The organism is Rhizobium ruizarguesonis (assembly GCF_012349115.1).
GTDB classification, from domain to species: domain Bacteria; phylum Pseudomonadota; class Alphaproteobacteria; order Rhizobiales; family Rhizobiaceae; genus Rhizobium; species Rhizobium ruizarguesonis.
The window spans coordinates 46,368-67,192 of the sequence record NZ_PQIG01000070.1 but is presented as its reverse complement, the minus strand read 5'-3'; the positions used below and the strand labels follow the sequence as shown (position 1 = coordinate 67,192).

The following is a 20,825-nucleotide window of genomic DNA, read 5'->3' as shown; positions in this document are numbered from 1 at the left end:
GTAGCGTGACGTCACGTGACGTCACAGTGACGAATTGTGACGCCTAGAACAGCGCGATGATGTTACTCGCCGTAGTCCCGGTGAGCGCCACGATGGCGGCGTGAACCGGCAGGATTGTTCCGGCCGGCACGCTCTTGAAGATAACAGGGTCCATGTCCCGACGCGGCGCAATGGCAACATCGCCCGCCGTGCCGATGTAGAGGGCTCGGGCGCCGACAATGGCAGTATCGTTCGGCGTCACCGCCGCGGCCCGCGAGGCCGGAGCAATCGAGGGGTCCATTCTAGTTCTCCTTGAAAGGTTCAGACGAACTCATGCTCGATGCGGTTGAGCGGGTCCTGAGCGTTGCGTATCATCCCGACAGGGGGCGGCGCCTACTCTCGCAGACCAATGAAGAATCGAGCCCACTTTCCCTGATCGAAGGCTTGGCAAGCAGCCTGAGGAACAGAGCAGCGAAGGCGGTTTCCTTGCCGCGTGCAGCGACTCGACTCTTGCCGCCTGACGTGTTCATTTCTAAAGCCACTACAACTGGAGGATGGGGCATGAAATTGATCTATGAAGCGACTATCTCGGGTGAGGAGGTTCACACCGCCGGCGTTACTGCACCTGGGGAGTTTGTTAAAGTTTTCGTCAGCGGATGGCTACGCGCTCAAGGAAAAGACCGCGTGCTAGGTTTTCGCGTTAACGATATTTCGTCTGGCTATCGCGCATACGCTCTACAAAACGGCAATCATGCAGAGGGCCGAAATGACGAGACTTGCTTCGTTCTGGGCAGAACCGGCTGGTTAATAGATGCGCATATTGGCGTCGAATATACCTTCTTCAGAACCTCAGTCTCTCCCATTATCACCGGCGTCGGACAGACTACCTTCTGGCATGATACAGGCGGTGCTGGATCGCTATTTTGCGGAGACTGCAGGGGCGCATTGAGGATTCCTGCTGATCTGCACCAAATCAGCTTTTGGGGGAATGGCGGTACGTTCGATGGAACGATGAAAATGTATAACTATTGAAACGGCGGAGCATCCAGGTAGCCGCGCTCGCGGCTACCTTTCCGGTGCGACAGACAAATACTGCTTCTTGGGTGATGTTGCGACTGCAACGATGATGGCGCCGTTTACCCTGCCCCCACAAATACAGACTTGTAGTTGAAAACTCCTCGACTGCGAGGCAAGCGCATGCTCTACTGCGCGTCTAAAGGGATGGGGAACTCAACCAATGAAAACCATTAGGATCGCTCTCGCAGCGACCGTATTCGTTTTGACTGCAGCCAGCGCTTTTGCCCATGGCGGCGGCCTCGACAAAAATGGCTGCCATACCAATCACAAGACCGGCGACTATCACTGCCATTGACGCCTGCATTTTGACCCAGGGCTAATTCAGGAGAAGCCGATGACCTGGACTGATAACAACAAATGTCCGGTTTGCGAGGGCACCGCAAAAGAGGCACTCCCCAAGATGGGAGATTTTACAGAGGTAATATGCGATCACTGCGGCCGCTTCCGGATTACGGACTCTGCCGTCGCTACGTTCGCCCATCAAGAACCGGCCACAAAAATGGCCGTGCTTGAGCGCGCTGGGGCTATCGCCAAGGAAACCGGTGACATTCCTTTGATAGATACTCGATTGTGAGCGCAGGTTAGTGCGTACGCAGCGTGAGGAGACGCCAGAAATGAAATCTCAGTTTGATGCCGACGAGATCCTATCTCAACACGGCGGCACGCAGACATCTGTCCTTATTTGGCGGCCAGGTTGGGATAGCGACAAAAAGACATTCGGATCGCTGCGGGACGCCCTCGAATTTGCGAAGGAGGCGGACACTTCCAACGCGTTCAAAACCGAGCTGCACGTCCACACGCCCGGAAAAGATCTGCTGTTCGACGGTGACGATTTGAATGCGCTTTTGGCCAGAGGCGGAGGCGGAAATACGCAGGATGATGGCGGTTACGGCACAGGCGGAACCGGAGATGGCGGCGGCTAGGAGCGAAACGCCCAAAATTTGGACGTATTTCTTCCATGGTGCGGATTGCTGCTTATCCGCGTGGACCGGCGTCGTTTGCGCACTGTACATCCACAAATCAGTGCGCACACATTACCAGATGGTTATGATTAATCAAGCCTGATAGCCATATTATTCAGCGCTTTCAACGTTTCAGTTATGAACGACCGAGATGACGCCGAGGACATACTGGATGACAGTCCGCCGCCCAGGTCGGTGAACTGCGCTCTCCGAATCCTGCGGCTGCTGGCATTTACCGGCTTCCCACGGCTCCGTTGCTCTTGCTCGATCTCTTCCTCTCGCTGACGGCGAGCTCGGGCAACCAGGAAGTTTTGTTCCTGCTCCCAAGCGATGTAACGCAGCCGGTCGATTGTCTCCTGGGGGAACTCGAACGGCATTGGTCGTTCTTCGTACTGCTTCGTGAAGCGCAGGATCTTGCTCACGCCGTCGACGGCTTCAACAGCCCGGTAGTCGTGGGGGCCTATGTTGACGAACAGGTATCCGTTGAATGTCGGGAAGCGTCGCTCGATCCAGTGCCCCTGACGATGATGGCGGACCTCTATCCGGTAGCTCGGCATGAACGCTTCGAAGCCCTCGTTGCGAAGGTTGCGCTCAACGACGCTGTCGCCCGTGCGGTCCTGCCCTTCCCGCATTGATGGGCAGCGCTGAGCGCCAGGAGCGGCCTTGACTGCGAACCATGTCTCCACCGGCGAGTCTCGCTTGCCCTCGCCCTTCCTGGCCTGGAAAAACTCTGCCTCAGGGACCGAATCCGCGTTTCGATATTTCCACATGCTGTCATGCCCTCGCTTCGTCGACGATGATTTTTCTTGCGAAGCAAAAATCCCGCCCTGGCTTGCCCGCTCGGTGGACGATTTCCCTTGCCGGCACGATGTCGCACACCCGGTTGACACAGCGCGCGGCGGTGACATTCGCGCTTTCTTCGGTGGGGAAAACCATGTCGCCCCAGGTCTTCCACTGGCCGCGCTCCTCGATGCGGATAACGTATCCGCTCCGGAATGCCTGGCCGAACTCGTCGAGCTTCGTCCAGGGGAATATGGCTTCATCGTTCCTCATCGGGCGTTACTCCGCTGCTTCACGATCCGTCGGCGCTCTGGTCTCATTCGCACATACGACGGCCGCCAATTCATCGGCTGTTCATAGATTCGGCGGGGCGGCTCGATCTGGTACCACCTACCGTCGACATCGAGAAAGTACTGAAGTGCCTCTGTCGCGAAGTGACCCGCCATGTCGTCGAACAGCAGATCGCAGATCAACCCGTCGGCCTTGGCTGTTACCATCGGGCGCCAAGGGTTTTCTCGGTCGTGCGCTTCCCGTTCCTGCCTTTCCTTGATGGTCATCTTTTGTCCTTTCCGGCGCTGGCGGCCTTTTCTGCGAGATAGGTTGCCGGATCGATGCGCTTCACATCAGACGCGGCGCCAAACGTGCCGAGCCGGTGATCTCGGTAATTGCGCTCGCCGGCCGGATCGAACTTGGCTGCGGCGACGGATCGAACCCAGCCAGGTGCCTTTGCTGCGTTGGCGTTCATCCGTTGCTGGTCCTTCGCAGCCTGGCGCTGGTTGACCTTGTTGTCCTTGGGCTTTGCTGGCTTCTCTGGCCTGCCCCAGAGAACCTTCTTATTGCTGCGTCGCTTGCCGGGCATCTCATCGTGGTCGATGCGATCGAGCGCCGACCAAGCCGCGGCGTTCGTATCAAACGGACCTTCGACCACCTTGCCGCGCTGATCGGTGATCTGGAACTGGCCGTCATCGTTCCGAGTGACGTTGAGGACGCGGGCGCTCATTTCGCACCGCCGATCACCCGAGGGCTTAGTAGAAAGAATTTTGCTACAATATAACTATACACATCTCTCTCCTGTCTCTCTGCCTCTGTCTCACAGCAGTCTTACGATCGGGGGGTCGTTCTTCCCCCTTCCACCCGGATGAACAATCTTGATGAAGAAGCGGTCGGCGAGGTCATCGCGAGCAGTGCGGAAGGTGGGGACGCTCATGTCCATGGATTCCGCGTAGGCGCTCGACAGCGCGAACTCGCCACCGTTTCTGTGTCCGTGTGCCAAGCGTAGGCGGATCAGCAGCGAGATTGCGTTTGGCCTGTCCCAGAGGTGATCAATGTCGCTCTGGAAGATCACCGCCGTTGCCTCACCCCCGGTGACCATGAGTCGGCCGGCTTGCTTGTACTTCCAGGCCGACGCCGACACACTGAGCACTTCTTCATTGGGCAGCGGCTCAGCGAACTGCGTGTTTGCGTGGTGAACCATCTGGATCAGTTCCTCTTTCGTTGTCGCCAGACGGGCCTGGCGCAGCGCGCGAGTGAAAAGGGAGTTGTTGCGACCGTCACCGTCGCGCATCCCGCTTACGCGGTGGATAGGCTTGTCGGACTGGTCCACAATCTTGGGTTTGTCTTTGTCAGAGGACGTCGCAGGTTGCGGAAAAACCCGCGTGCCAATCATCGCCGGCAGTCGATCTAGATCATCCATCGACCCCTGAATGATTGCGTATCGGCCGCGGGCGCCCATTGAGGGCGGCGCGACGACGTAGCCGTCACCAAGGATATCGACTGGACGTTCCGGATCGGGCCGGATGCGCCGGCCCTCCCCGCCGTTGCGATACCAAGCCTGAAAATGCCCAGAACCGCTTCTGACGATGAACGGCGTCGGACCATGCTTGGTCAGTCCGTCAGCCAGCTCGCGTTCGTCAGTCGTGTCGACGTCCAGGATCGTCAGCTTATTGCGCCGGCAGGCAATGCCGAGCGCTTCATGAGCGGGGAACTTGAGGGCGAGCTGACTGCTGGTGGGAAGACCGATTTTCAAATAACCTTTAACGGCAGGTTTTTTAAGCTTGTCGTCGACGACAACAGGAAACGTGCTTATTCCGCGCGCTGCATACTCGGGTTGCCATTCCGCAAACGCCCCCATTATCCGTAGGCCCTCCGCAGAAGGCGAAACTTCTGCGCCATGGCGCAAGCCTCCGCCGCCTGCAAAGAAGTCAGCGAAAACCTGGCCTTCAGATGCGGGATGATGTCGGGCCGCGGTGGATTGTCCGCGACCCACTGCGCGGCTGCTACGGTGATACTCGGTTCTTCGGCTTCCTGGCGCGCCTCCGTCAAGCTGCCGCCCTCTCGCCTTCCAGGATGCGGACTTCACTGTGAAGCCGATACACCGCATGGACGCCCGGAAATTCACCACCATGTTTAGTGTCGATGGTCTCAATTGCATAACCACGTCGACGCAACTTAAACACGTAGTCTGACAGCCTTGGACCAATGTGGTCCAGAGAAGACACCCCCTGCTCCCCGGCTTTGATCAGGAGTCGCATCGTCCATGCGAGACGGCCGATGAGATTTTGCGGTTCACCAAGCGGTTCGCCGGCGTCAACTTTCTGGACTCGCAAACGTGACCGTGCTCTACCTGAACTGTTCATCGGCGCTCCTAAAGGCTGCTGGTGACGGGGGGTCGCTGAAAAGGCGATTTCGTTAAGAGCGGTGGGGATCTCTGAGTTTGGCGACCTGGATGGTCCCCGCCGCTTTTCGTTCGGAGCTCGCATCATGCCGACCGCTCCTTTGCCCGCCCTCGTTCCCAGGCGACCAATTCTTCCACTTTGTAAAGCTTGCGGCGGTTGACGATCATCGGCTGTGGAAAGCCGAGGCGTTCGTCGCGCTCCCATCTGTACAGCGATACCGGCGTAATCTGGTACCGGGTCGCCACCTGCTTTCCAGTCAGATACTCACGAGACGGATGTTCTGTATTCATACCCAAACTCCTGACGTTTTTGCACGGTTCTTATAATACAAGAACCACCAAGATCGGGCAAATATTAATGTGATGATTGCAATCTATTCACAACTTAGTTATGCGTACGCGCGATAGGGAGATTCGATGGGTAGACCTGCGTCTAAAAACCCCAAGTCTGAAGCGCTAACCATTCGGCTGGATCCGAAAACGCGGTTCATCCTTGATTACATGGCGAGGTTCAAAGGTCAGACGATCACCACCGTCGTCGAACGGGCCATCCTCGCCGCGGCGGCAAATACCGTCATCACACGTTCGGACGGTTACGAAGACTACCATACTACCTGGCAGGATCTTTGGGACGTCAGCGAAGGCGTCCGTGCACTTGAGGTTTCAAAGGTGCCCGAATTGATTCCCACGTTTGAGGAGGAGCGGCGCCTATCTTTCGTACGCAACCACTGGCCGTTTTTCTTTGCGACTGAGAAAAAGCAGACTTATCTCAATCACTATATCGATGTTCTTTGGCCGCGCATCGATGAGTTCATCCAGCTCCATGAGGACATGAAGCATAAAGATTACTATGCGGCAGGGCACGCAATGGCTGATGCGTTGAAGAATGCCAAGCTGCAGCCTCCCAAGTGGCCGGTCGAACAACAGCCACCACCTAAGGGAAAGAGCGGCGGCAATTTCTCACGGGATCTCGACGACGACATCCCTTTTTGAGATTGGGTCTATGCTCCTTTGCTTATGAGGCGAACGCCTGCGCCACCATCGCTCGGCCCCTGATCAATAATTAAGACACCCGCGGCTTTGAGCGCGTCCGTTACGGCATCGAGAGTGCCAGTGCGAACACTTATGCGTTCGGCTCCAGCAGCTTCCATGTTCCTTATTGTATTGGCGCTGACACCCGCCTTTGCAGCAAGCTCGACCTGCTCCATTCCGATGAGAGAACGAGCGGCTTTAATCTGAAATCCAGTTATAGGCATTTTGTTTCCAACCAATGAATTTTGGTACCATACCCATTTTAGTGTTGACTGCAACAAGAAACACCGTCATGGTTAAGATACCAAGTTAATTTGGTGTCAGACACAATTAGGAGCTAACCATGCCGAATGAAGCAATTGCGGCTACCGCCGAAGGCTTGCCCAGCACCACCCGCCGTGCCCTTCTTTGGGGTCTCGCCACTGCGTCGACGGCCGCAGCTGTCGCCCTGGCGCCTGATGCGCATGGCGCTGGCGCCTTGACGTCATCAGGCCTTCACGACCAGGCGGAGAGCCCCGAGTTGATCTCGGCATACCAAGGCTTCTGCGATGCCTGCATCGATCTGAAGGAGGCGCACCAAGCCCGAGAGTGGTTGGCCGATGAGTGGAAGCATCGGTGGCCACTCGCTCCCGAGGCGCTGCTATGGGGCGCAAACGCGCAGAATGGTAGTTACTTAGACGACGGCGAGCGGGATATAATTGGCCGCTTTATCATGAGAGACACGGCCGACCTGACGAAGCGGATGTCAGCAAAATTCCGGCGCGGAACTCCGCGGACCTGCTTCTCGATCCTAACGAGTAGCAGGGCTCGGGAGATAGTCGAGAAATGGAAGCAATCCTCTCCGAAGGGCCGTACAGAAAAAGCTCGTGTCCGCCATCAATCGTTTCGCGATAAGATGATCAGGGAGTACGAAGTGAATATCGGGCTCGCTGAACAGTATGAGGCCGAAACCGCGCATCTTCGCGAAATCTCTGGAGCCGATGCAGCTCGGCTGCGCGTCAAGGAGGCCGACGGTCGGCTTCTAACGGCGGCCAATGAGGTCTCCCAGTGCCCGGCCTACACGGTCGCCGGCTTGGGAATGAAAGCTGACGCCCTCGCCGTCACCGCAGGTGCGCTCATGAAAATCACGAAGTCTGATGATAGCCCGCTTGGGCAAATCGCTCGCTTCATAGACTCCGTGGCAGAAGTCGCCGGGAGGGCAGCCGTATGAGCAACGTGGTCCAGGAGCTGCGACGCGAAACACTAGAGGGATACATCGAAGAACTGATCGCCCTGCTCGATCTCCTGGACGGCGACGAGAACCTGGAACCCGACAACGACAACGAACCCAGCCTCGGCGCCCCTGAGCATGTGACGCAAACCCACTGGTATATGCCGGTGGGTTCGGAACAGGCCGATTTGGAAATCGAAGACGAGAACGACGAGGACGGTGGAGACACTGAGCCGAATGGCGACGAGTTGGACAGCAACCTCACCGAAGACGGATAGTGAGTCGGGTTCGCAGATAGCCTCGATCAAACCTCGGCCGCCGTCACCGGCGGGCCGGGGTTTCTCGTAGGCGAAATGCCGCGGCCGTTACCCCCAGTGTTACCCTGGAGCCAGCGAGAAAGCGAGGGTTGAGGTAAGTCATTGAAATGATGGCGACCCCTGCAGGAATCGAACCTGCGACAACCTGCTTAGAAGGCAGGTGCTCTATCCAGCTGAGCTAAGGGGCCGTCTGTTGGCCGCGCCTGGGAGCGCGACCGGGATGCGGCATATCTGGACGAGAAATCTCAGTGCGTCCAGGGCTGCGTGCGGGTATAACGGAAATTGTCGGGATAGGCGACAACCTGACGGACAGGGTCCTTCGGCGCGATGACGCGGTATTCGATGCCGCTGCGCTGGGCATAGGCTTCGGCGAGTTCCTGCGTTTCGAAGGTGAGCTTCACCTGCTGGCGCATATCACCCGAAGAGGTGTAGCCCATGATCGGATCGATCTTGCGCGGCGACTCCTGATCGAACTCAAGCACCCAGAGATGGGTCTTGGCCTTGCCGGACTGCATGGCGGTCTTGGCTGGACGATAGATCTTGGCAGACATGACTGCAGCGTCTCCGACTATGCGGGACAATGCCCGCCTTTCATGGTCTCAATCCCGTTGCCGGCCCGTTGCCGGCCCGCGCCGGGCCTTTTGCATCATCGCTGAGGATAACGCAAAGAGATGAATTTTGCTTAGCTGCGAATCCCCGCCTTTTCAAGGAAAAAGGCGGTGCACGACGACGCCGCCGGCTCCATCCCATGACAAGCCGATGCGTTGGGGAACAAAGAATATCCGCGGACAAGCGCCTCTGGGCATTCTTCCCCTCGTGTCGCGCCAGCCATCTCTTGAAGGCCAAGCGACTCCGGCCGGATTGCGCAATGTTACCGATCGTCGCATGTTGTGATTGCATCCTGATTGCCGCAGCCAGCCCTCGGCACTATTTCTACGGCTCAGTTGGTTTCAGTGGATTTGCACTCATGATGAGACGTTCGGCGGAGTTCAATGCCATTGTGATAGGGGCTGGTATCACGGCGTTCTTCTACCTTGCCATCAGCTACGCTCAATATATCGGCCTGATCGCTCACGGCTAAGGTAGCCTTGCCCTGACGCCAATTGCGCCAGGCAGACGGACTCGCGCGATCAAGCACACTGGCGACCCATCAAGATTTTTCTGTCTTGCATCCACAGGTTCGGCGAGGAATCTTCGGCCAGAGCAGGATTTATGGGTTGCGACGGCGAAGTGAACCGTGTATCTCCCCTGCCATTCACGGCACGGAGTGTAGCGCAGCCTGGTAGCGCATCTGGTTTGGGACCAGAGGGTCGGGAGTTCGAATCTCTCCACTCCGACCATTCAAATATCCCGATATTGTTGAATTCCTTGACAGGCGCAGCGCCGCTCGCGGTCGCGCGCGCCGTTACTTCGCCTTCTTGGTCGTCGTGGCGCTGACGATCCTGTCGCCAGGCTTGATTCCGAGTTTGGCAACGATGCCGGCATTGAGTTCGACGACGTATTTCACCGCGCCCATCGAATCGATGATGTCACGCGAATAGGGCACTGCCTTTTCCTTGATGTGGCGAATCGTTCCGGTGTCGTCGGCAAAGAGCATGTCGAGCGGCAGGATGGTGTTTTCCATCCACATGGTGACGCGCCGCGGCTCGTCGAAATCGAAGATCATACCGGCATCGTCGGCCATCACCTTGCGAAACATCAGTCCACGGGCGCGCTGATCCGGGGTCGAGGCAATCTCGACGGTGAAATGCAGCACCTTGCCCGCCGCGGTCTGGATGAGCAGCGGCTCCTTGTCGAACCGCATCTGCTCCTCGGCCAAAGCCGGCAGCGCGACCATGAAAAAAAGCGCCAATATGGCGCTTCTGATGGCATCAAATAGGATTAGGCCGCGCATGTTCAGTGCGACCGGCTTGCCGGGCTCGGAACGTCAGGATGGATCTCTGCGGCCATCAGGCCCTTTTCGCCGGGGCCGAAGCGCACGAGGACCACCTGGCCGGGGCGCAGTTCCGTCAGGCCGAAGCGGCGGAGCGTTTCCATGTGCACGAAGATGTCTTCGGTGCCCTCGCCGCGCGTCAGGAAGCCGAAGCCCTTGGTGCGGTTGAACCACTTGACGAGCGCACGCTCGAGTCCGCTCGTCGCGGTGACCTGCACATGGGTGCGCACCGGCGGCAACTGCGAGGGATGAACCGCGGTCGACTGGTCCATCGAGAGGATCTTGAAAGCCTGATAGCCACGCTCGCGGCGCTGGATGAGGGCGACGATGCGCGTTCCCTCGAGGATCGTCTGGTAACCGTCGCGTCGCAGGCAGGTCACGTGCAGGAGAACATCCTGCAAGCCGTTGTCGGGCACGATGAAGCCGAAACCCTTGGCGACGTCGAACCACTTGACGACCCCGGTGATTTCAACAAGATCGACCGCTTCTCCCGATAGCTCGTCGAGGTCGGAGTATTCGTTCGATGAAATCCTGTCAGCCATTGTCGCCAGCCCCTCGAATACGCGTCACACTGTTACGGTTAACTGATTCTTGAAATCAAGATTAACATCTTGGTAACGGATAAGCGCAAGTCCTAGTTTTCGGTTATTCCCAGCTGCACATTTTATAAAGATGACTTGCCCGAAGCTGACCTCGGCTCGCTGAAAAAAGCCAGCCCCAATAAAGGAGTAGATAGAATGCGTTATCTCCACACAATGGTACGCGTCAAAGACCTGGACGCCTCGCTCGCTTTTTACACCACGCTGTTCGGGCTGGAGGAGATTCGCCGCCACGAAAACGAGAAAGGCCGCTTCACCCTGGTTTTTCTGGCCGCTCGCGACGATCTCGACCGTGCGCGCAGCGAAAAAGCTCCCTGCCTCGAACTGACCTACAACTGGGATACGGAAGATTATAGCGGAGGACGCAATTTCGGCCACCTCGCTTATGAGGTCGACGATATTTACGCGACCTGCCAGAATCTGATGGACAACGGCGTCACCATCAACCGGCCGCCGCGCGACGGGAACATGGCCTTCGTGCGCTCGCCCGACGGCATCTCGATCGAAATCCTGCAAAAGGGCAGCCCCCTTCCGGCCGCCGAACCCTGGGCCTCGATGGGCAATACCGGCGCCTGGTAAGGCTTTTCGCCGCAAGGCTTTTGCGAGGCTTGCGGCTTTTTCGATTTCGGGTCCGGCCGGCGCCTTGACGCTTGCCGCGATCCGGCCCCGCAGGCAATCTCCTGGCGACTCGAAGCGGAAGAAAAGCGTTTTTCGCCGATTTTCTGCATCAACTGGAGACTGTCACTTGCGTAACATGCAGATGCGGATGCCCGTGACGGGCGCTTTGCTGATCGCCACCTCGGTGCTGGCGCTGACCGGCTGCGCGTCGGACAAGAAGGCACTCGATTCCGCCGCAGCGGTTCCAGCACAAGCGGCAGCACCGCAGCTTGCCACGGCAGCGCCCGCAAGCCCTGCCCCACGTTCGGTCTATACGGATCCCCGGCTCGTCAACGTCTCCGGCGCTCAAGCCGCGCCTCAGGTCGTGGCACAAGGTCCGAATGCCGCCGCTCCGCTCGCCGATCCGGCGACAGCGCCCCCTGCCAATATCGGCGGGCTCGTCCTGCAGTCGACCCGGATCAACGCGCAGGCGATGAGCATCTTTTCCGATCACCAGCCGGCGCCGCAGAACAACAGCACGTCCACCGTCATTCAGCCGCAGGCCTATGCGCCGGTGGAAGGTGTAGCTCCGGCGCGAAGCAGCGTCTATAGCCAGCCCCCCGTGCCCACACAGCCGGCAGAGCCGGTGCTGCCGCAGCAATCCTCACAGAATGACAGCACGCAGCTTGCGCCTGTGCAGACAGCGTCGTTGGCGACGGGCAGCATTCCGACCTCGACGATGAATGCGCTCTACAGCGCGCCGAAGCAGAACCTGCTCGGCAGCCTCTCCGGCCTGCTGCACAGGGCCGCCCTGCCCGGCATGACGCGCATCGCGCCGAACGGGTTGCATCTCCAGAACGACAAGGTCGAGGTCGGTTGCTTCAAGCCCGATCTGCTGAAGGTGATCAAGACGGTCGAAAACCATTTCGGCCGACCGGTCATCGTCACCTCCGGCTATCGAGACGAAGAGCATAACCGTCTGGTCGGCGGCGCTGACGAATCGATGCACAAGAGCTGCGAGGCAGCCGACATCCAGATCGACGGTGTCGCGAAATGGGATATCGCCGCCTATATCCGCTCGTTGCCGGACCGCGGCGGCGTCGGCACCTATTGCCATACGGATTCGGTCCACCTCGATACCGGCAAAACGCGTGACTGGAACTGGGGCTGCGGCGGCAAACGCGCACCGATAACGACCGCAAGGGCGATCTGACGGCCGCGCGTTTTTTACATAACGTTACGGCAGCACCACCTCGCCTCAACAAAGAAACAGCCGGCAGCCTATTGATTCGGCTTCAATAATCGACTTCGCGAACGCACTCGGATTTCCTGTCATTTTTTTGAAAGAAACCGCAATTGCCGCTTGCGGGATTCAAAACGCCTGACTATAAGGGCGCCACCACGAAGGAAGCGCCCTTCGTCTATCGGTTAGGACACCAGATTTTCATTCTGGGAAGAGGGGTTCGACTCCCCTAGGGCGTACCACTTTCTCTCCATAAAGAAGCCATCACTTCCGCTTGCAGAAGCCGGCGCGCGCTCCTATTTTAACGAGGCTGCCTGCGCCCTTCGTCTATCGGTTAGGACGACAGATTCTCATTCTGTAAAGAGGGGTTCGACTCCCCTAGGGCGTACCACTCCTGATGATAGGCAATCGTCATCCGTTTCGATCGACCTTGGCCGGCCCTGTGAGTCCCCTCGAGGAGAATCCTTCGGGTTCGCGCAACGCGGCCCATCCTAGCCCGCCGGCTTGATTTTTCTCCACTCCGCCGTAACCAACGCCGCGATTTTCCACAGCAGCAAAAAAATCGGCGAAAACGATGATTTTTTCGTGCCTTGGCGCTTGCGGCCTTCGAAGGTGCTGACTATAAGGGCGCCACCATGAAGGAAGCGCCCTTCGTCTATCGGTTAGGACACCAGATTTTCATTCTGGGAAGAGGGGTTCGACTCCCCTAGGGCGTACCACTTTCTCTCCCTTGACACTTCACATCGTCAGCGCTCTTGCGCGACCACTCTATTTCGCCGGCGCTGCATCGCAGACGCGCAGCTGGATGCGGCGTGCACCCTGGTAGTGGTCGGCACCGAGCGAACCGGCGACATGCAGGCTGGCGCCGCGTGAATTGATGAGAAGATTGCCAAGCGGCGTATCGGCGGCGCGAAAGGCGATGCCGTCGAGCCGCGATCCGTCCATGGCCTCCAGCGTCACCTTCACATGTTTCTCGCCGACTAGGCGCGCGTCGCGCACACGATGCGCCGGCACGGCGAAGAGCGGCTGTGCGTGGCCGGAGCCATAGGGGCCGGCGGCCTCCAGGCGGTCGATGAGTTCGAGCGTGGCGCCGCTTGCGCCGATCGCACCGTCGATCTTCAGGGTCTCGTTGGCAACGAGGCCGGCCACCGTTTTTGCCGCCTTCTCCGTGAAGAAGGTTCTCAGCCTGCCGAGATTGGCGCGCTCGACCGTCAGTCCCGCGGCCATCGCGTGGCCGCCGCCCTTGACGAGTATCCCTTCGTCGACCGCAGCCCGCACCATTCTGCCCATGTCGAAGCCGTTGATGGAGCGGCCCGAGCCGGTGCCGCGGCCGGAGGGATCGAAGGCGATCGCGAAGGCCGGACGCTTGAATTTCTCTTTCAGCCGCGCCGCGATCAGCCCGACGATGCCGGGATGCCATTTCTCATGGGCGGTGACGATGACGGAGGCGCCCTCGCCGTCACCATATTCGGCGAGCGCCTCGGCTTCCGCCTCCTGCAGCATGATCGCCTCCATCGCCTGGCGCTCGCGGTTGAGCTCGTCGAGACGCTGCGCGATCACCTCCGCCTCGCCGGCGTCGTCGAGCGTCAGCAGCCGGCTTCCGAGTGCCGCGTCGCCGATCCGCCCGCCGGCATTGATGCGCGGGCCGATCAGGAAGCCAAAATGATAGGGTGTCACGGGACCCGCGAGCCCCGCCTTGCGGAAGAGTGCGGCAAGCCCGGCATTGCTCTGGTGCCGGGCAGCGACAAGACCCTTCACCACATAGGCGCGGTTGAGGCCCTTCAGCGGTACGACATCGCAGACCGTTGCCAGTGCCACGATATCCAGCCATTGCAGCAGGTCGATCGCCAGGATGCGCTTGTTACCGGCCGCGCGCAGCAGCCGGAGCGTCGCGACCAGCACCATGAAGACCACGCCGGCCGCGCAAAGATGCCCCTGCCCCGAGAGATCGTCCTCGCGGTTCGGGTTGACCAGCGCATGGCAGGGCGGCAGCTCATGTGTCACCTGGTGGTGATCGATGACGAAGACATCGATATTGCGCGCGGCAGCGGCGGCCAGCGCCTCGTGGCTGGTGGAGCCGCAATCGACGGTGACGATCAGCTGAGCGCCGTTATCGATCAACTGATTGATCGCCGCCGGATTGGGGCCGTAACCTTCGAAGACTCGGTCGGGGATATAGATGGTCGCCCTGACGCCGAAATGGCTGAGAAAGCGGAACATCAGTGCCGAGGAGGCTGCGCCGTCGACATCATAGTCGCCGAAGATCGCAACGCTCTCGCCGCGCTCGATCGCGCGCAGGAGGCGGGTCGCGGCCTTTTCGCAATCGGTCAGCTTATGGGGATCGGGCATCAGGCTGCGGATCGTCGGATCGAGGAATTCGATCGCCTCGTCCACCGTCACGCCGCGCCCGGCGAGCACCCGGGCGATCAGATCCGGCAAGCCGTGAATCTGCGACATGGCCAGCGCGCGGTTCTGCCCGGCCTGGTCGAGCCGCGCCACCCAGCGATTGTCGAGCGCGGATTTCTCCACGCCGAGAAACGCGCGCTGTACCGGATCGACGAGATCTGCCATGCCATACTCCGCTGACTTCATCTGCTCTTTCTACAGGAGCAGCGGAGATAACATAGCGGTGGATTTGCAGACACGCATTTTTACCAGAACACCGCCCAGATGATCATGGCGATGCCGGCGAACTGCACCAGCAGGAACGAAAACAGCGTCAGCAGAATGGCCCAGTTGCGGCCTTCCGTGTTTTCCTCGTCATCAGCCTCATCAGAGACCTCTTGACGAATTTCACGGTAGGCCGGCTTGAGGATTTCCCCAAGCATATCAGGATGGTCCGGCGGCACCTCGCTCGGGCAGCCATACCCCTTCCCGGCGTGGCTGTCCTTGCTCATGAAATTCTCCACGCAGGCGACTCACCATCTATGGTTTAATTATATCAATATTTCGGTATCTGTTAATATAGACTTCTGTAACGGAGGGTTGAACAAAAAACAGAAAAACCGCCCTGCAGAGACAGGGCGGCCCAACGTCCTCCGGCAATGGAAAAAGGTTCAGCCTTCTTCTTTGGGCCGCTCGATGCGAATGACCTGCGGCTCGCCGAAGAGATAACCTTCCGACTTGATCGAGGCGACCGCCTTGCGCACCGATTCTTCCGTCGTCGCGTGGGTGACGAGGATGATCGTCTGGTGGTGCGATGGCGCCAGATGCTGTTTGGAGCGCTGGACGATCGATTCCAGCGAGATGTTGTTTTCCGCCATGCGGGTTGCGACGCTGGCAAAGACGCCGGTGCGGTCGAGCACGGTCAGGCGGATGAAATAACCACCCTCGTGGCTCTGCATCTGCGCCTTGCGGTAGGGCTCCAGCGTCGCTGCGGGATGGCCGAGCACCGGCACGCGCTGGGCGCCCGGCTGGCTTTTGGCGATATCGGCGATATCGCCAAGCACCGACGAGGCCGTGGCGTTGCCGCCGGCACCAGGGCCGACCATCAGCAGTTCGCCGAGCACGTCGGATTCGATCGCCACCGCATTGGTGACGCCGTCGACCTGGGCAATGACCGAATCGACCGGCACCATTGTGGGATGAACGCGCTGCTCGATGCCGGTATCGGTGCGCTGGGCAACGCCTAAGAGCTTGATGCGATAACCGAGCTCGGCGGCAGCGTGGATATCCTCGATCGAGATGTTGGTGATGCCTTCGAGATAAATGTCGTCGGCGGCGATCTGATTGCCGAAGGCGAGCGTCGTCAGGATGGAAAGCTTGTGGGCCGTGTCGTTGCCCTCGATATCGAAGGCTGGATCAGCCTCGGCATAACCCAGCCGCTGCGCTTCCTTGAGGCATTCGGCGAAGGAAAGCCCCTCCTTCTCCATCTTGGTCAGGATGTAATTGCAGGTGCCGTTCATGATGCCATAGATGCGCGAGACGGAATTGCCCGTCAGCGATTCGCGTAGCGCCTTGATGACCGGGATGCCGCCGGCGACCGCTGCCTCGAAGTTCAGCAGCGAACCCTTCTCCTCGGCGATCGTCGCAAGCTCGACGCCGTGATAGGCAAGCAGCGCCTTGTTGGCTGTCACCACATGGAGACCACGTTGGAGCGCCGTGCGCACGGAGACGTTGGCCGCCCCTTCGGCGCCGCCTATCAGCTCGACGAAGACGTCGATATCGCCTTTTTCGGCAAGCTCTTCCGGCCGGTCGAACCAGGTAACGGCAGAAAGATCGATGCCGCGGTCCCTCGCCCTGTCACGCGCGGAGACCGCCGTGATGGTGATCGGACGCCCGCAGGTGACGGCAAGCTCGTTGCTCTTCTGCTGAATGATACGGACAAGCGAGGCGCCAACGGTGCCCAAGCCCGCAATGCCGATTTTGAGGGCATCTGCCATGGATCGATCCTGAAATGTCTGTGTGGCGGCAGCCGCCGAACGCGGCTGCCCGAGAGTTGGATTAGCGGTGGGCGTTCAGCGAGATGACGTTGTGCATCGTCTCGTCTGCCGTCGACATGAACTTCTTGATGTTGCGCGCAGCTTGGCGGATGCGGTGTTCATTCTCGACAAGTGCCAGACGGACGTAGTCGTCGCCCATTTCGCCGAAGCCGATGCCCGGGGCAACGGCGACGTCGGCCTTCTCGACCAGCAGCTTGGAGAATTCCAGCGAACCGAGATGACGAAACTTTTCCGGGATCTTCGCCCAGGCGAACATCGTCGCAGCCGGCGGCGGCACCTCGAACCCGGCCTTGCCGAAGCTTTCGACCATGACGTCGCGGCGACGTTTATAGACGTTGCGGACTTCCGCAATGTCGGAACCATCGCCGTTCAGCGCATGCGTCGCCGCCACCTGGATTGGCGTGAAGGCGCCGTAGTCGAGATAGGACTTGACGCGGGTCAAGGCGGCGATCAGCCGCTCGTTGCCGACGGCAAAGCCCATGCGCCAGCCGGGCATGGAGAAGGTCTTCGACATTGAGGTGAACTCGACCGTCACGTCCATCGCACCCGGCACTTCGAGAACCGACGGCGGCGGGGCGCCGTCGAAATAGATTTCCGAATAGGCAAGGTCGGAAAGCACGATGATGTCATGCTTTTTCGCAAAGGCGATGACGTCCTTGTAGAAATCGAGCGTCGCGACAAAAGCCGTCGGATTCGAGGGGTAGTTGAGGATCAGCGCCAAGGGCTTCGGGATCGAATGCCGGACGGCACGTTCGAGCGGTTCGAAGAAGCTCGCATCCGGCTCCACCGACATGGAGCGGATCACGCCACCTGCCATCAGGAAGCCGAAGGCGTGGATCGGATAGGTGGGGTTCGGGCAGAGGATCACATCGCCGGGCGCGGTGATTGCCTGCGCCATGTTGGCGAAGCCTTCCTTGGAGCCCAAGGTGGCGACGACCTGCGTATCCGGGTTGAGCTTGACGCCGAAACGGCGGGCATAATAGGCGGCCTGGGCACGGCGCAGCCCCGGAATGCCCTTGGAGGACGAGTAACGGTGCGTGCGCGGATCCTGCACGACCTCGCACAGCTTGTCGACGATCGACTGGGGAGTGGGAAGGTCTGGGTTTCCCATGCCGAGATCGATGATATCGGCGCCGCCCGCTCGCGCGCTTGCTTTCAAACGGTTGACCTGTTCGAAAACGTAAGGCGGCAAACGCCGGACTTTGTGAAACTCTTCCATCTCATTCCCCATGGAAAGGCGGCATTTCGGGCCGCAGTCGAAGTTCGTTCCGTCTTCCGGCGGCTGCGACACGAACTTCAGAATCGCAACGCCGTATTCATCAGACCCAAGCCACGCGGCAAATCTTTGACGGAAAGGCCGCATAATGCGCATTATCAGGAAAATTGCATCTTCCGATCCATTCGGAATGGCTTTGCGTCCAAATTGCCTGAAAGGCAAGGTCTATTTGGAGATTTCAGACAGCGTATCAGTGCCGTGCTCGGCGGCGAGACGCCGCATTTCGGCGACCTTGGCCTGATATTCAGCGTCCGAGATCGTGCCGGCCTTGCGCCGGGCGCCAAGTGCCGTCAGCTGATGCTGCAGTTCGGCTGCCTGCTCGTCGCTCATCTGGACATTGGCAGCCGTCAGCGGCGCGCCGAAATTCGGATAGCCGTCCGGGTATTTTGCAAGGCCGCCCTCGGCCGCCTCGCCCTTGGTGGCCGGCATGACGACGGCGGTGGGTGCTGCTCGCTTGGCGGCGGCTGCGGCCTTTTGTTCCGCCGTCAGATTGCATCCGGCAAGCGCCATCGCCGCCGCGGCGCAGATCAGTGCGGTGCGGTTGAGGATTGCGATGCGCCGAATGCCGTTCTTTGTCATGCCTCAAAAATCCAGTTCTGATTGCGTCGACTGTTAAATTTGTCGCAGCCACAAAGCAATAGCATGAGCCGATGCGGGTGGAACTTGTTTTCTCGTTCGATCACGATGTACAACGAATGGATAAAAAGAGTGGTGCTGCCGCCGGAGGAAATGGTGACCGACAGCAAGCAGGGGAATGGCGGCAAGGCCGGCTTCGACGCGACCGATCTCGATCCCTATCTATTGAAGGATCCCGAGGCCATGGCGATGAATTTTGCCCGGGCGCTCGAAAATCTCGGGCAAGCAGCGTCTGCCTGGCTTGCGCCGCGCGAACGCGGCGAGATCACCAATAGTGCCGTCGACCCAATGACCGATATGGTCAAGACGCTTTCCAAGGTCACCGAATATTGGATCTCCGATCCGCGCCGCACCTTCGAGGCGCAGACGCAGCTGATGTCCTCGTTCTTCGGCATCTGGATGCGCTCAATGCAGCGCATGCAGGGCGATCTCACGCCACCAGAGCCGGACACCCGCAAGGACAAGCGTTTCTCGGACGAGGACTGGCAGAAGAATCCGTTCTTCGATTTTCTCCGCCAGGTCTATTTCGTCACCACCGACTGGGTGGAAAAGCTGGTGTTGGAGACCGACGGCCTCGACGAGCATACCAAGCATAAGGCCGGCTTCTACGTGAAGCAGATCACGGCAGCGCTTTCGCCGAGCAACTTCATCGCCACCAATCCGCAGCTCTACCGCGAGACGATCGCGACCAGCGGCGCCAATCTGGTGCGCGGAATGAAGATGCTGGCCGAGGATATCGCTGCCGGAAATGGTGATCTTCGCCTTCGCCAGACCGATATGACGAAATTTGCCGTTGGCCGGGACATGGCGCTGACGCCAGGCAAGGTGATCGCCCAGAACGACATCTGCCAGATCATCCAGTACGACGCTTCGACCGAAACGGTGTTGAAGCGGCCGCTGATGATCTGCCCGCCCTGGATCAACAAGTTCTATATTCTCGACCTCAACCCGCAGAAATCCTTCATCAAATGGTGCGTCGACCAGGGTCAGACCGTCTTCGTCATTTCCTGGGTCAACCCGGATGCACGCCACGCCGATAAGGATTGGGCGGCCTATGCCCGTGAGGGCATCGATTTCGCGCTTGATACAATCGAGAAGGCGACTGGAGAAAAGGAAGTCAACGCCGTCGGCTACTGCGTCGGCGGCACGCTGCTGGCGGCGACGCTTGCACTGCATGCCAAGGAGAAGAACAAGCGCATCAAGACTGCGACACTCTTCACCACCCAGGTCGACTTCACTCATGCCGGCGACCTCAAGGTCTTCGTCGACGAAGAGCAACTTACGACGCTCGAGGAGCATATGCAGGAGGCCGGCTATCTCGACGGCACGAAGATGTCGATGGCCTTCAATATGCTGCGCGCTTCCGAGCTGATCTGGCCTTATTTCGTCAACAACTACCTCAAGGGCCAGGATCCCCTGCCCTTCGACCTCTTGTTCTGGAATGCCGATTCGACCCGCATGGCGGCGGCAAACCATGCCTTCTACCTGCGCAATTGCTATCTCAAGAACGCGCTGACGCGGAACGAGATGATCCTCGACGGCAAGTCCTTGTCGCTGAAGGATGTGAAGATCCCGATCTATAATCTCGCCACCCGCGAGGATCACATTGCGCCTGCCAAGTCCGTCTTCCTCGGCAGCCATTTCTTCGGCGGCAAGGTGGAATTCGTCGTGACCGGCTCGGGACATATCGCCGGCGTCGTCAACCCGCCCGACAAGAAGAAATATCAATTCTGGACCGGCGGCCCGGCCAAGGGAGACTACGAGAGCTGGCTCGAGCAGGCGACGGAGACCCCGGGATCGTGGTGGCCGCATTGGCAGGCCTGGATCGAGACGCATGACGGCAGACGCGTGCCAGCCCGCAAACCCGGCGGCGATGCGTTGAACGCGATCGAGGAAGCGCCGGGAAGTTATGTGATGGAGCGCGCCTGAGAAGCCCCAACACATCTCTTTTTGAGACGTCGTGAAAAACTGCAACGCCCCGTAAACAAATTAGAAACCATAATTCGTCATCCTTGCGAAACAGTCGGAAGTCGCGGTTGGTCTAAATTCGGCCCATTTGCGCCTTTAC

27 protein-coding genes and 5 tRNA genes are annotated in these 20,825 nt (G+C 59.2%); 15 read left to right on the top strand and 17 right to left on the bottom strand.

Annotated features, from left to right (window positions below):
* Positions 1–43 precede the first annotated feature (43 nt).
* Positions 44–280 (bottom strand): spike base protein, RCAP_Rcc01079 family, encoded by a 237-nt coding sequence (locus C3Y91_RS12250; protein ID WP_018449515.1) that lies wholly within the window; start codon positions 278–280, stop codon positions 44–46.
* Positions 281–540: 260 nt separating this feature from the next.
* On the opposite strand from C3Y91_RS12250, the gene C3Y91_RS12245 reads away from it, so the two are divergent.
* The 4 genes from C3Y91_RS12245 to C3Y91_RS12230 all read left to right on the top strand — a co-directional run bounded on the left by C3Y91_RS12245 (position 541) and on the right by C3Y91_RS12230 (position 1,979).
* On the top strand, positions 541–1,011 hold the full coding sequence (locus C3Y91_RS12245) for a hypothetical protein (protein WP_168575346.1): 471 nt from the start codon (positions 541–543) through the stop codon (positions 1,009–1,011).
* Between the two features lie 205 nt (positions 1,012–1,216).
* On the top strand, positions 1,217–1,351 hold the full coding sequence (locus C3Y91_RS12240; protein ID WP_168575345.1) for a YHYH domain-containing protein: 135 nt from the start codon (positions 1,217–1,219) through the stop codon (positions 1,349–1,351).
* 39 nt (positions 1,352–1,390) lie between these two features.
* Complete coding sequence (locus C3Y91_RS12235) at positions 1,391–1,630, top strand: hypothetical protein (protein ID WP_168575344.1); 240 nt, start codon at positions 1,391–1,393, stop codon at positions 1,628–1,630.
* A 40-nt stretch (positions 1,631–1,670) separates the two neighbouring features.
* Positions 1,671–1,979 carry a hypothetical protein gene (locus C3Y91_RS12230; protein WP_168575343.1) on the top strand — a complete coding sequence of 103 codons (309 nt, stop codon included), beginning with the start codon at positions 1,671–1,673 and terminating at the stop codon, positions 1,977–1,979.
* A 128-nt stretch (positions 1,980–2,107) separates the two neighbouring features.
* Here C3Y91_RS12230 and C3Y91_RS12225 read toward each other — a convergent pair whose 3' ends face one another.
* The 7 genes from C3Y91_RS12225 to C3Y91_RS12195 form a co-directional block, all read right to left on the bottom strand.
* A complete protein-coding gene (locus C3Y91_RS12225) occupies positions 2,108–2,788 on the bottom strand; it encodes a transcription termination/antitermination NusG family protein (RefSeq protein ID WP_168575342.1) in 681 nt (226 codons plus the stop codon).
* Between the two features lie 4 nt (positions 2,789–2,792).
* Positions 2,793–3,071, bottom strand: a complete 279-nt coding sequence (locus C3Y91_RS12220; RefSeq protein ID WP_168575341.1) for a hypothetical protein — start codon at positions 3,069–3,071, stop codon at positions 2,793–2,795.
* Complete coding sequence (locus C3Y91_RS12215; RefSeq protein WP_168575340.1) at positions 3,068–3,355, bottom strand: hypothetical protein; 288 nt, start codon at positions 3,353–3,355, stop codon at positions 3,068–3,070. Before C3Y91_RS12215 ends, C3Y91_RS12220 begins: the two co-directional genes overlap by 4 nt.
* Positions 3,352–3,798 carry a hypothetical protein gene (locus tag C3Y91_RS12210; protein WP_168575339.1) on the bottom strand — a complete coding sequence of 149 codons (447 nt, stop codon included), beginning with the start codon at positions 3,796–3,798 and terminating at the stop codon, positions 3,352–3,354. Before C3Y91_RS12210 ends, C3Y91_RS12215 begins: the two co-directional genes overlap by 4 nt.
* Positions 3,799–3,888: 90 nt before the next feature.
* A complete protein-coding gene (locus C3Y91_RS12205) occupies positions 3,889–4,929 on the bottom strand; it encodes a bifunctional DNA primase/polymerase (RefSeq protein WP_168575338.1) in 1,041 nt (346 codons plus the stop codon).
* Positions 4,930–5,116: 187 nt separating this feature from the next.
* Positions 5,117–5,434 (bottom strand): winged helix domain-containing protein, encoded by a 318-nt coding sequence (locus C3Y91_RS12200; RefSeq protein WP_168575337.1) that lies wholly within the window; start codon positions 5,432–5,434, stop codon positions 5,117–5,119.
* Between the two features lie 122 nt (positions 5,435–5,556).
* Positions 5,557–5,763 carry a helix-turn-helix transcriptional regulator gene (locus tag C3Y91_RS12195; protein ID WP_168575336.1) on the bottom strand — a complete coding sequence of 69 codons (207 nt, stop codon included), beginning with the start codon at positions 5,761–5,763 and terminating at the stop codon, positions 5,557–5,559.
* A gap of 126 nt (positions 5,764–5,889) precedes the next feature.
* Between C3Y91_RS12195 and C3Y91_RS12190 the strand changes: the two genes are divergently transcribed.
* The 3 genes from C3Y91_RS12190 to C3Y91_RS12175 all read left to right on the top strand — a co-directional run bounded on the left by C3Y91_RS12190 (position 5,890) and on the right by C3Y91_RS12175 (position 7,992).
* A complete protein-coding gene (locus tag C3Y91_RS12190; RefSeq protein ID WP_168575335.1) occupies positions 5,890–6,465 on the top strand; it encodes a hypothetical protein in 576 nt (191 codons plus the stop codon).
* A gap of 382 nt (positions 6,466–6,847) precedes the next feature.
* Complete coding sequence (locus tag C3Y91_RS12180; protein WP_168575333.1) at positions 6,848–7,714, top strand: hypothetical protein; 867 nt, start codon at positions 6,848–6,850, stop codon at positions 7,712–7,714.
* Positions 7,711–7,992 (top strand): hypothetical protein, encoded by a 282-nt coding sequence (locus C3Y91_RS12175; protein WP_168575332.1) that lies wholly within the window; start codon positions 7,711–7,713, stop codon positions 7,990–7,992. The genes C3Y91_RS12180 and C3Y91_RS12175 overlap by 4 nt, the downstream gene beginning before the upstream one ends.
* 150 nt (positions 7,993–8,142) lie before the next feature.
* Here the strand turns inward: C3Y91_RS12175 and C3Y91_RS12170 are convergent.
* Both C3Y91_RS12170 and C3Y91_RS12165 read right to left on the bottom strand, forming a co-directional pair.
* Positions 8,143–8,219: transfer RNA gene (locus C3Y91_RS12170), tRNA-Arg, on the bottom strand.
* 57 nt (positions 8,220–8,276) lie between these two features.
* Entirely contained in the window at positions 8,277–8,582 is a 306-nt protein-coding gene (locus C3Y91_RS12165) for an ETC complex I subunit (RefSeq protein WP_130664515.1), read from the bottom strand.
* Positions 8,583–8,899: 317 nt separating this feature from the next.
* Between C3Y91_RS12165 and C3Y91_RS12160 the strand changes: the two genes are divergently transcribed.
* Together C3Y91_RS12160 and C3Y91_RS12155 are read left to right on the top strand one after the other, a co-directional pair.
* Positions 8,900–9,112: a hypothetical protein gene (locus tag C3Y91_RS12160; protein ID WP_020397615.1), complete on the top strand. Its 213-nt coding sequence runs from the start codon at positions 8,900–8,902 to the stop codon at positions 9,110–9,112.
* A 182-nt stretch (positions 9,113–9,294) separates the two neighbouring features.
* Positions 9,295–9,371: transfer RNA gene (locus C3Y91_RS12155), tRNA-Pro, on the top strand.
* A 65-nt stretch (positions 9,372–9,436) separates the two neighbouring features.
* On the opposite strand, the gene C3Y91_RS12150 is transcribed toward C3Y91_RS12155, so the two are convergent.
* Both C3Y91_RS12150 and C3Y91_RS12145 read right to left on the bottom strand, forming a co-directional pair.
* Positions 9,437–9,925 (bottom strand): DUF192 domain-containing protein, encoded by a 489-nt coding sequence (locus tag C3Y91_RS12150; protein ID WP_024320686.1) that lies wholly within the window; start codon positions 9,923–9,925, stop codon positions 9,437–9,439.
* A 2-nt stretch (positions 9,926–9,927) separates the two neighbouring features.
* Complete coding sequence (locus tag C3Y91_RS12145; RefSeq protein ID WP_018073426.1) at positions 9,928–10,506, bottom strand: cold-shock protein; 579 nt, start codon at positions 10,504–10,506, stop codon at positions 9,928–9,930.
* Positions 10,507–10,701: 195 nt separating this feature from the next.
* Here C3Y91_RS12145 and gloA point away from each other — a divergent pair, with 195 nt between their 5' ends.
* The 5 genes from gloA (at position 10,702) to C3Y91_RS12120 (ending at position 13,122) form a co-directional block, all read left to right on the top strand.
* Positions 10,702–11,142: a lactoylglutathione lyase gene (gene gloA / locus C3Y91_RS12140; protein ID WP_018073425.1), complete on the top strand. Its 441-nt coding sequence runs from the start codon at positions 10,702–10,704 to the stop codon at positions 11,140–11,142.
* Positions 11,143–11,308: 166 nt separating this feature from the next.
* Positions 11,309–12,373 (top strand): YcbK family protein, encoded by a 1,065-nt coding sequence (locus C3Y91_RS12135; protein ID WP_168575331.1) that lies wholly within the window; start codon positions 11,309–11,311, stop codon positions 12,371–12,373.
* Positions 12,374–12,570: 197 nt separating this feature from the next.
* Positions 12,571–12,645 (top strand) — tRNA-Glu (locus tag C3Y91_RS12130).
* Between the two features lie 74 nt (positions 12,646–12,719).
* Positions 12,720–12,794: transfer RNA gene (locus C3Y91_RS12125), tRNA-Glu, on the top strand.
* A 253-nt stretch (positions 12,795–13,047) separates the two neighbouring features.
* Positions 13,048–13,122 (top strand) — tRNA-Glu (locus C3Y91_RS12120).
* 49 nt (positions 13,123–13,171) lie between these two features.
* Here the strand turns inward: C3Y91_RS12120 and recJ are convergent.
* From recJ to C3Y91_RS12095, 5 genes are all read right to left on the bottom strand, one after another.
* Positions 13,172–14,974 (bottom strand): single-stranded-DNA-specific exonuclease RecJ, encoded by a 1,803-nt coding sequence (recJ, locus tag C3Y91_RS12115; RefSeq protein ID WP_168575330.1) that lies wholly within the window; start codon positions 14,972–14,974, stop codon positions 13,172–13,174.
* A gap of 80 nt (positions 14,975–15,054) precedes the next feature.
* A complete protein-coding gene (locus C3Y91_RS12110) occupies positions 15,055–15,300 on the bottom strand; it encodes a hypothetical protein (RefSeq protein WP_018073422.1) in 246 nt (81 codons plus the stop codon).
* A gap of 159 nt (positions 15,301–15,459) precedes the next feature.
* Positions 15,460–16,785 (bottom strand): homoserine dehydrogenase, encoded by a 1,326-nt coding sequence (locus C3Y91_RS12105; protein ID WP_018073421.1) that lies wholly within the window; start codon positions 16,783–16,785, stop codon positions 15,460–15,462.
* 61 nt (positions 16,786–16,846) lie between these two features.
* Positions 16,847–18,064 (bottom strand): LL-diaminopimelate aminotransferase, encoded by a 1,218-nt coding sequence (locus C3Y91_RS12100; RefSeq protein ID WP_024320683.1) that lies wholly within the window; start codon positions 18,062–18,064, stop codon positions 16,847–16,849.
* Positions 18,065–18,286: 222 nt separating this feature from the next.
* On the bottom strand, positions 18,287–18,700 hold the full coding sequence (locus C3Y91_RS12095) for a hypothetical protein (protein ID WP_018073419.1): 414 nt from the start codon (positions 18,698–18,700) through the stop codon (positions 18,287–18,289).
* 150 nt (positions 18,701–18,850) lie between these two features.
* On the opposite strand from C3Y91_RS12095, the gene phaC reads away from it, so the two are divergent.
* Positions 18,851–20,686, top strand: coding sequence for a class I poly(R)-hydroxyalkanoic acid synthase (gene phaC / locus C3Y91_RS12090; protein ID WP_226306679.1), 1,836 nt, complete (start codon positions 18,851–18,853; stop codon positions 20,684–20,686).
* Positions 20,687–20,825 lie beyond the last annotated feature (139 nt).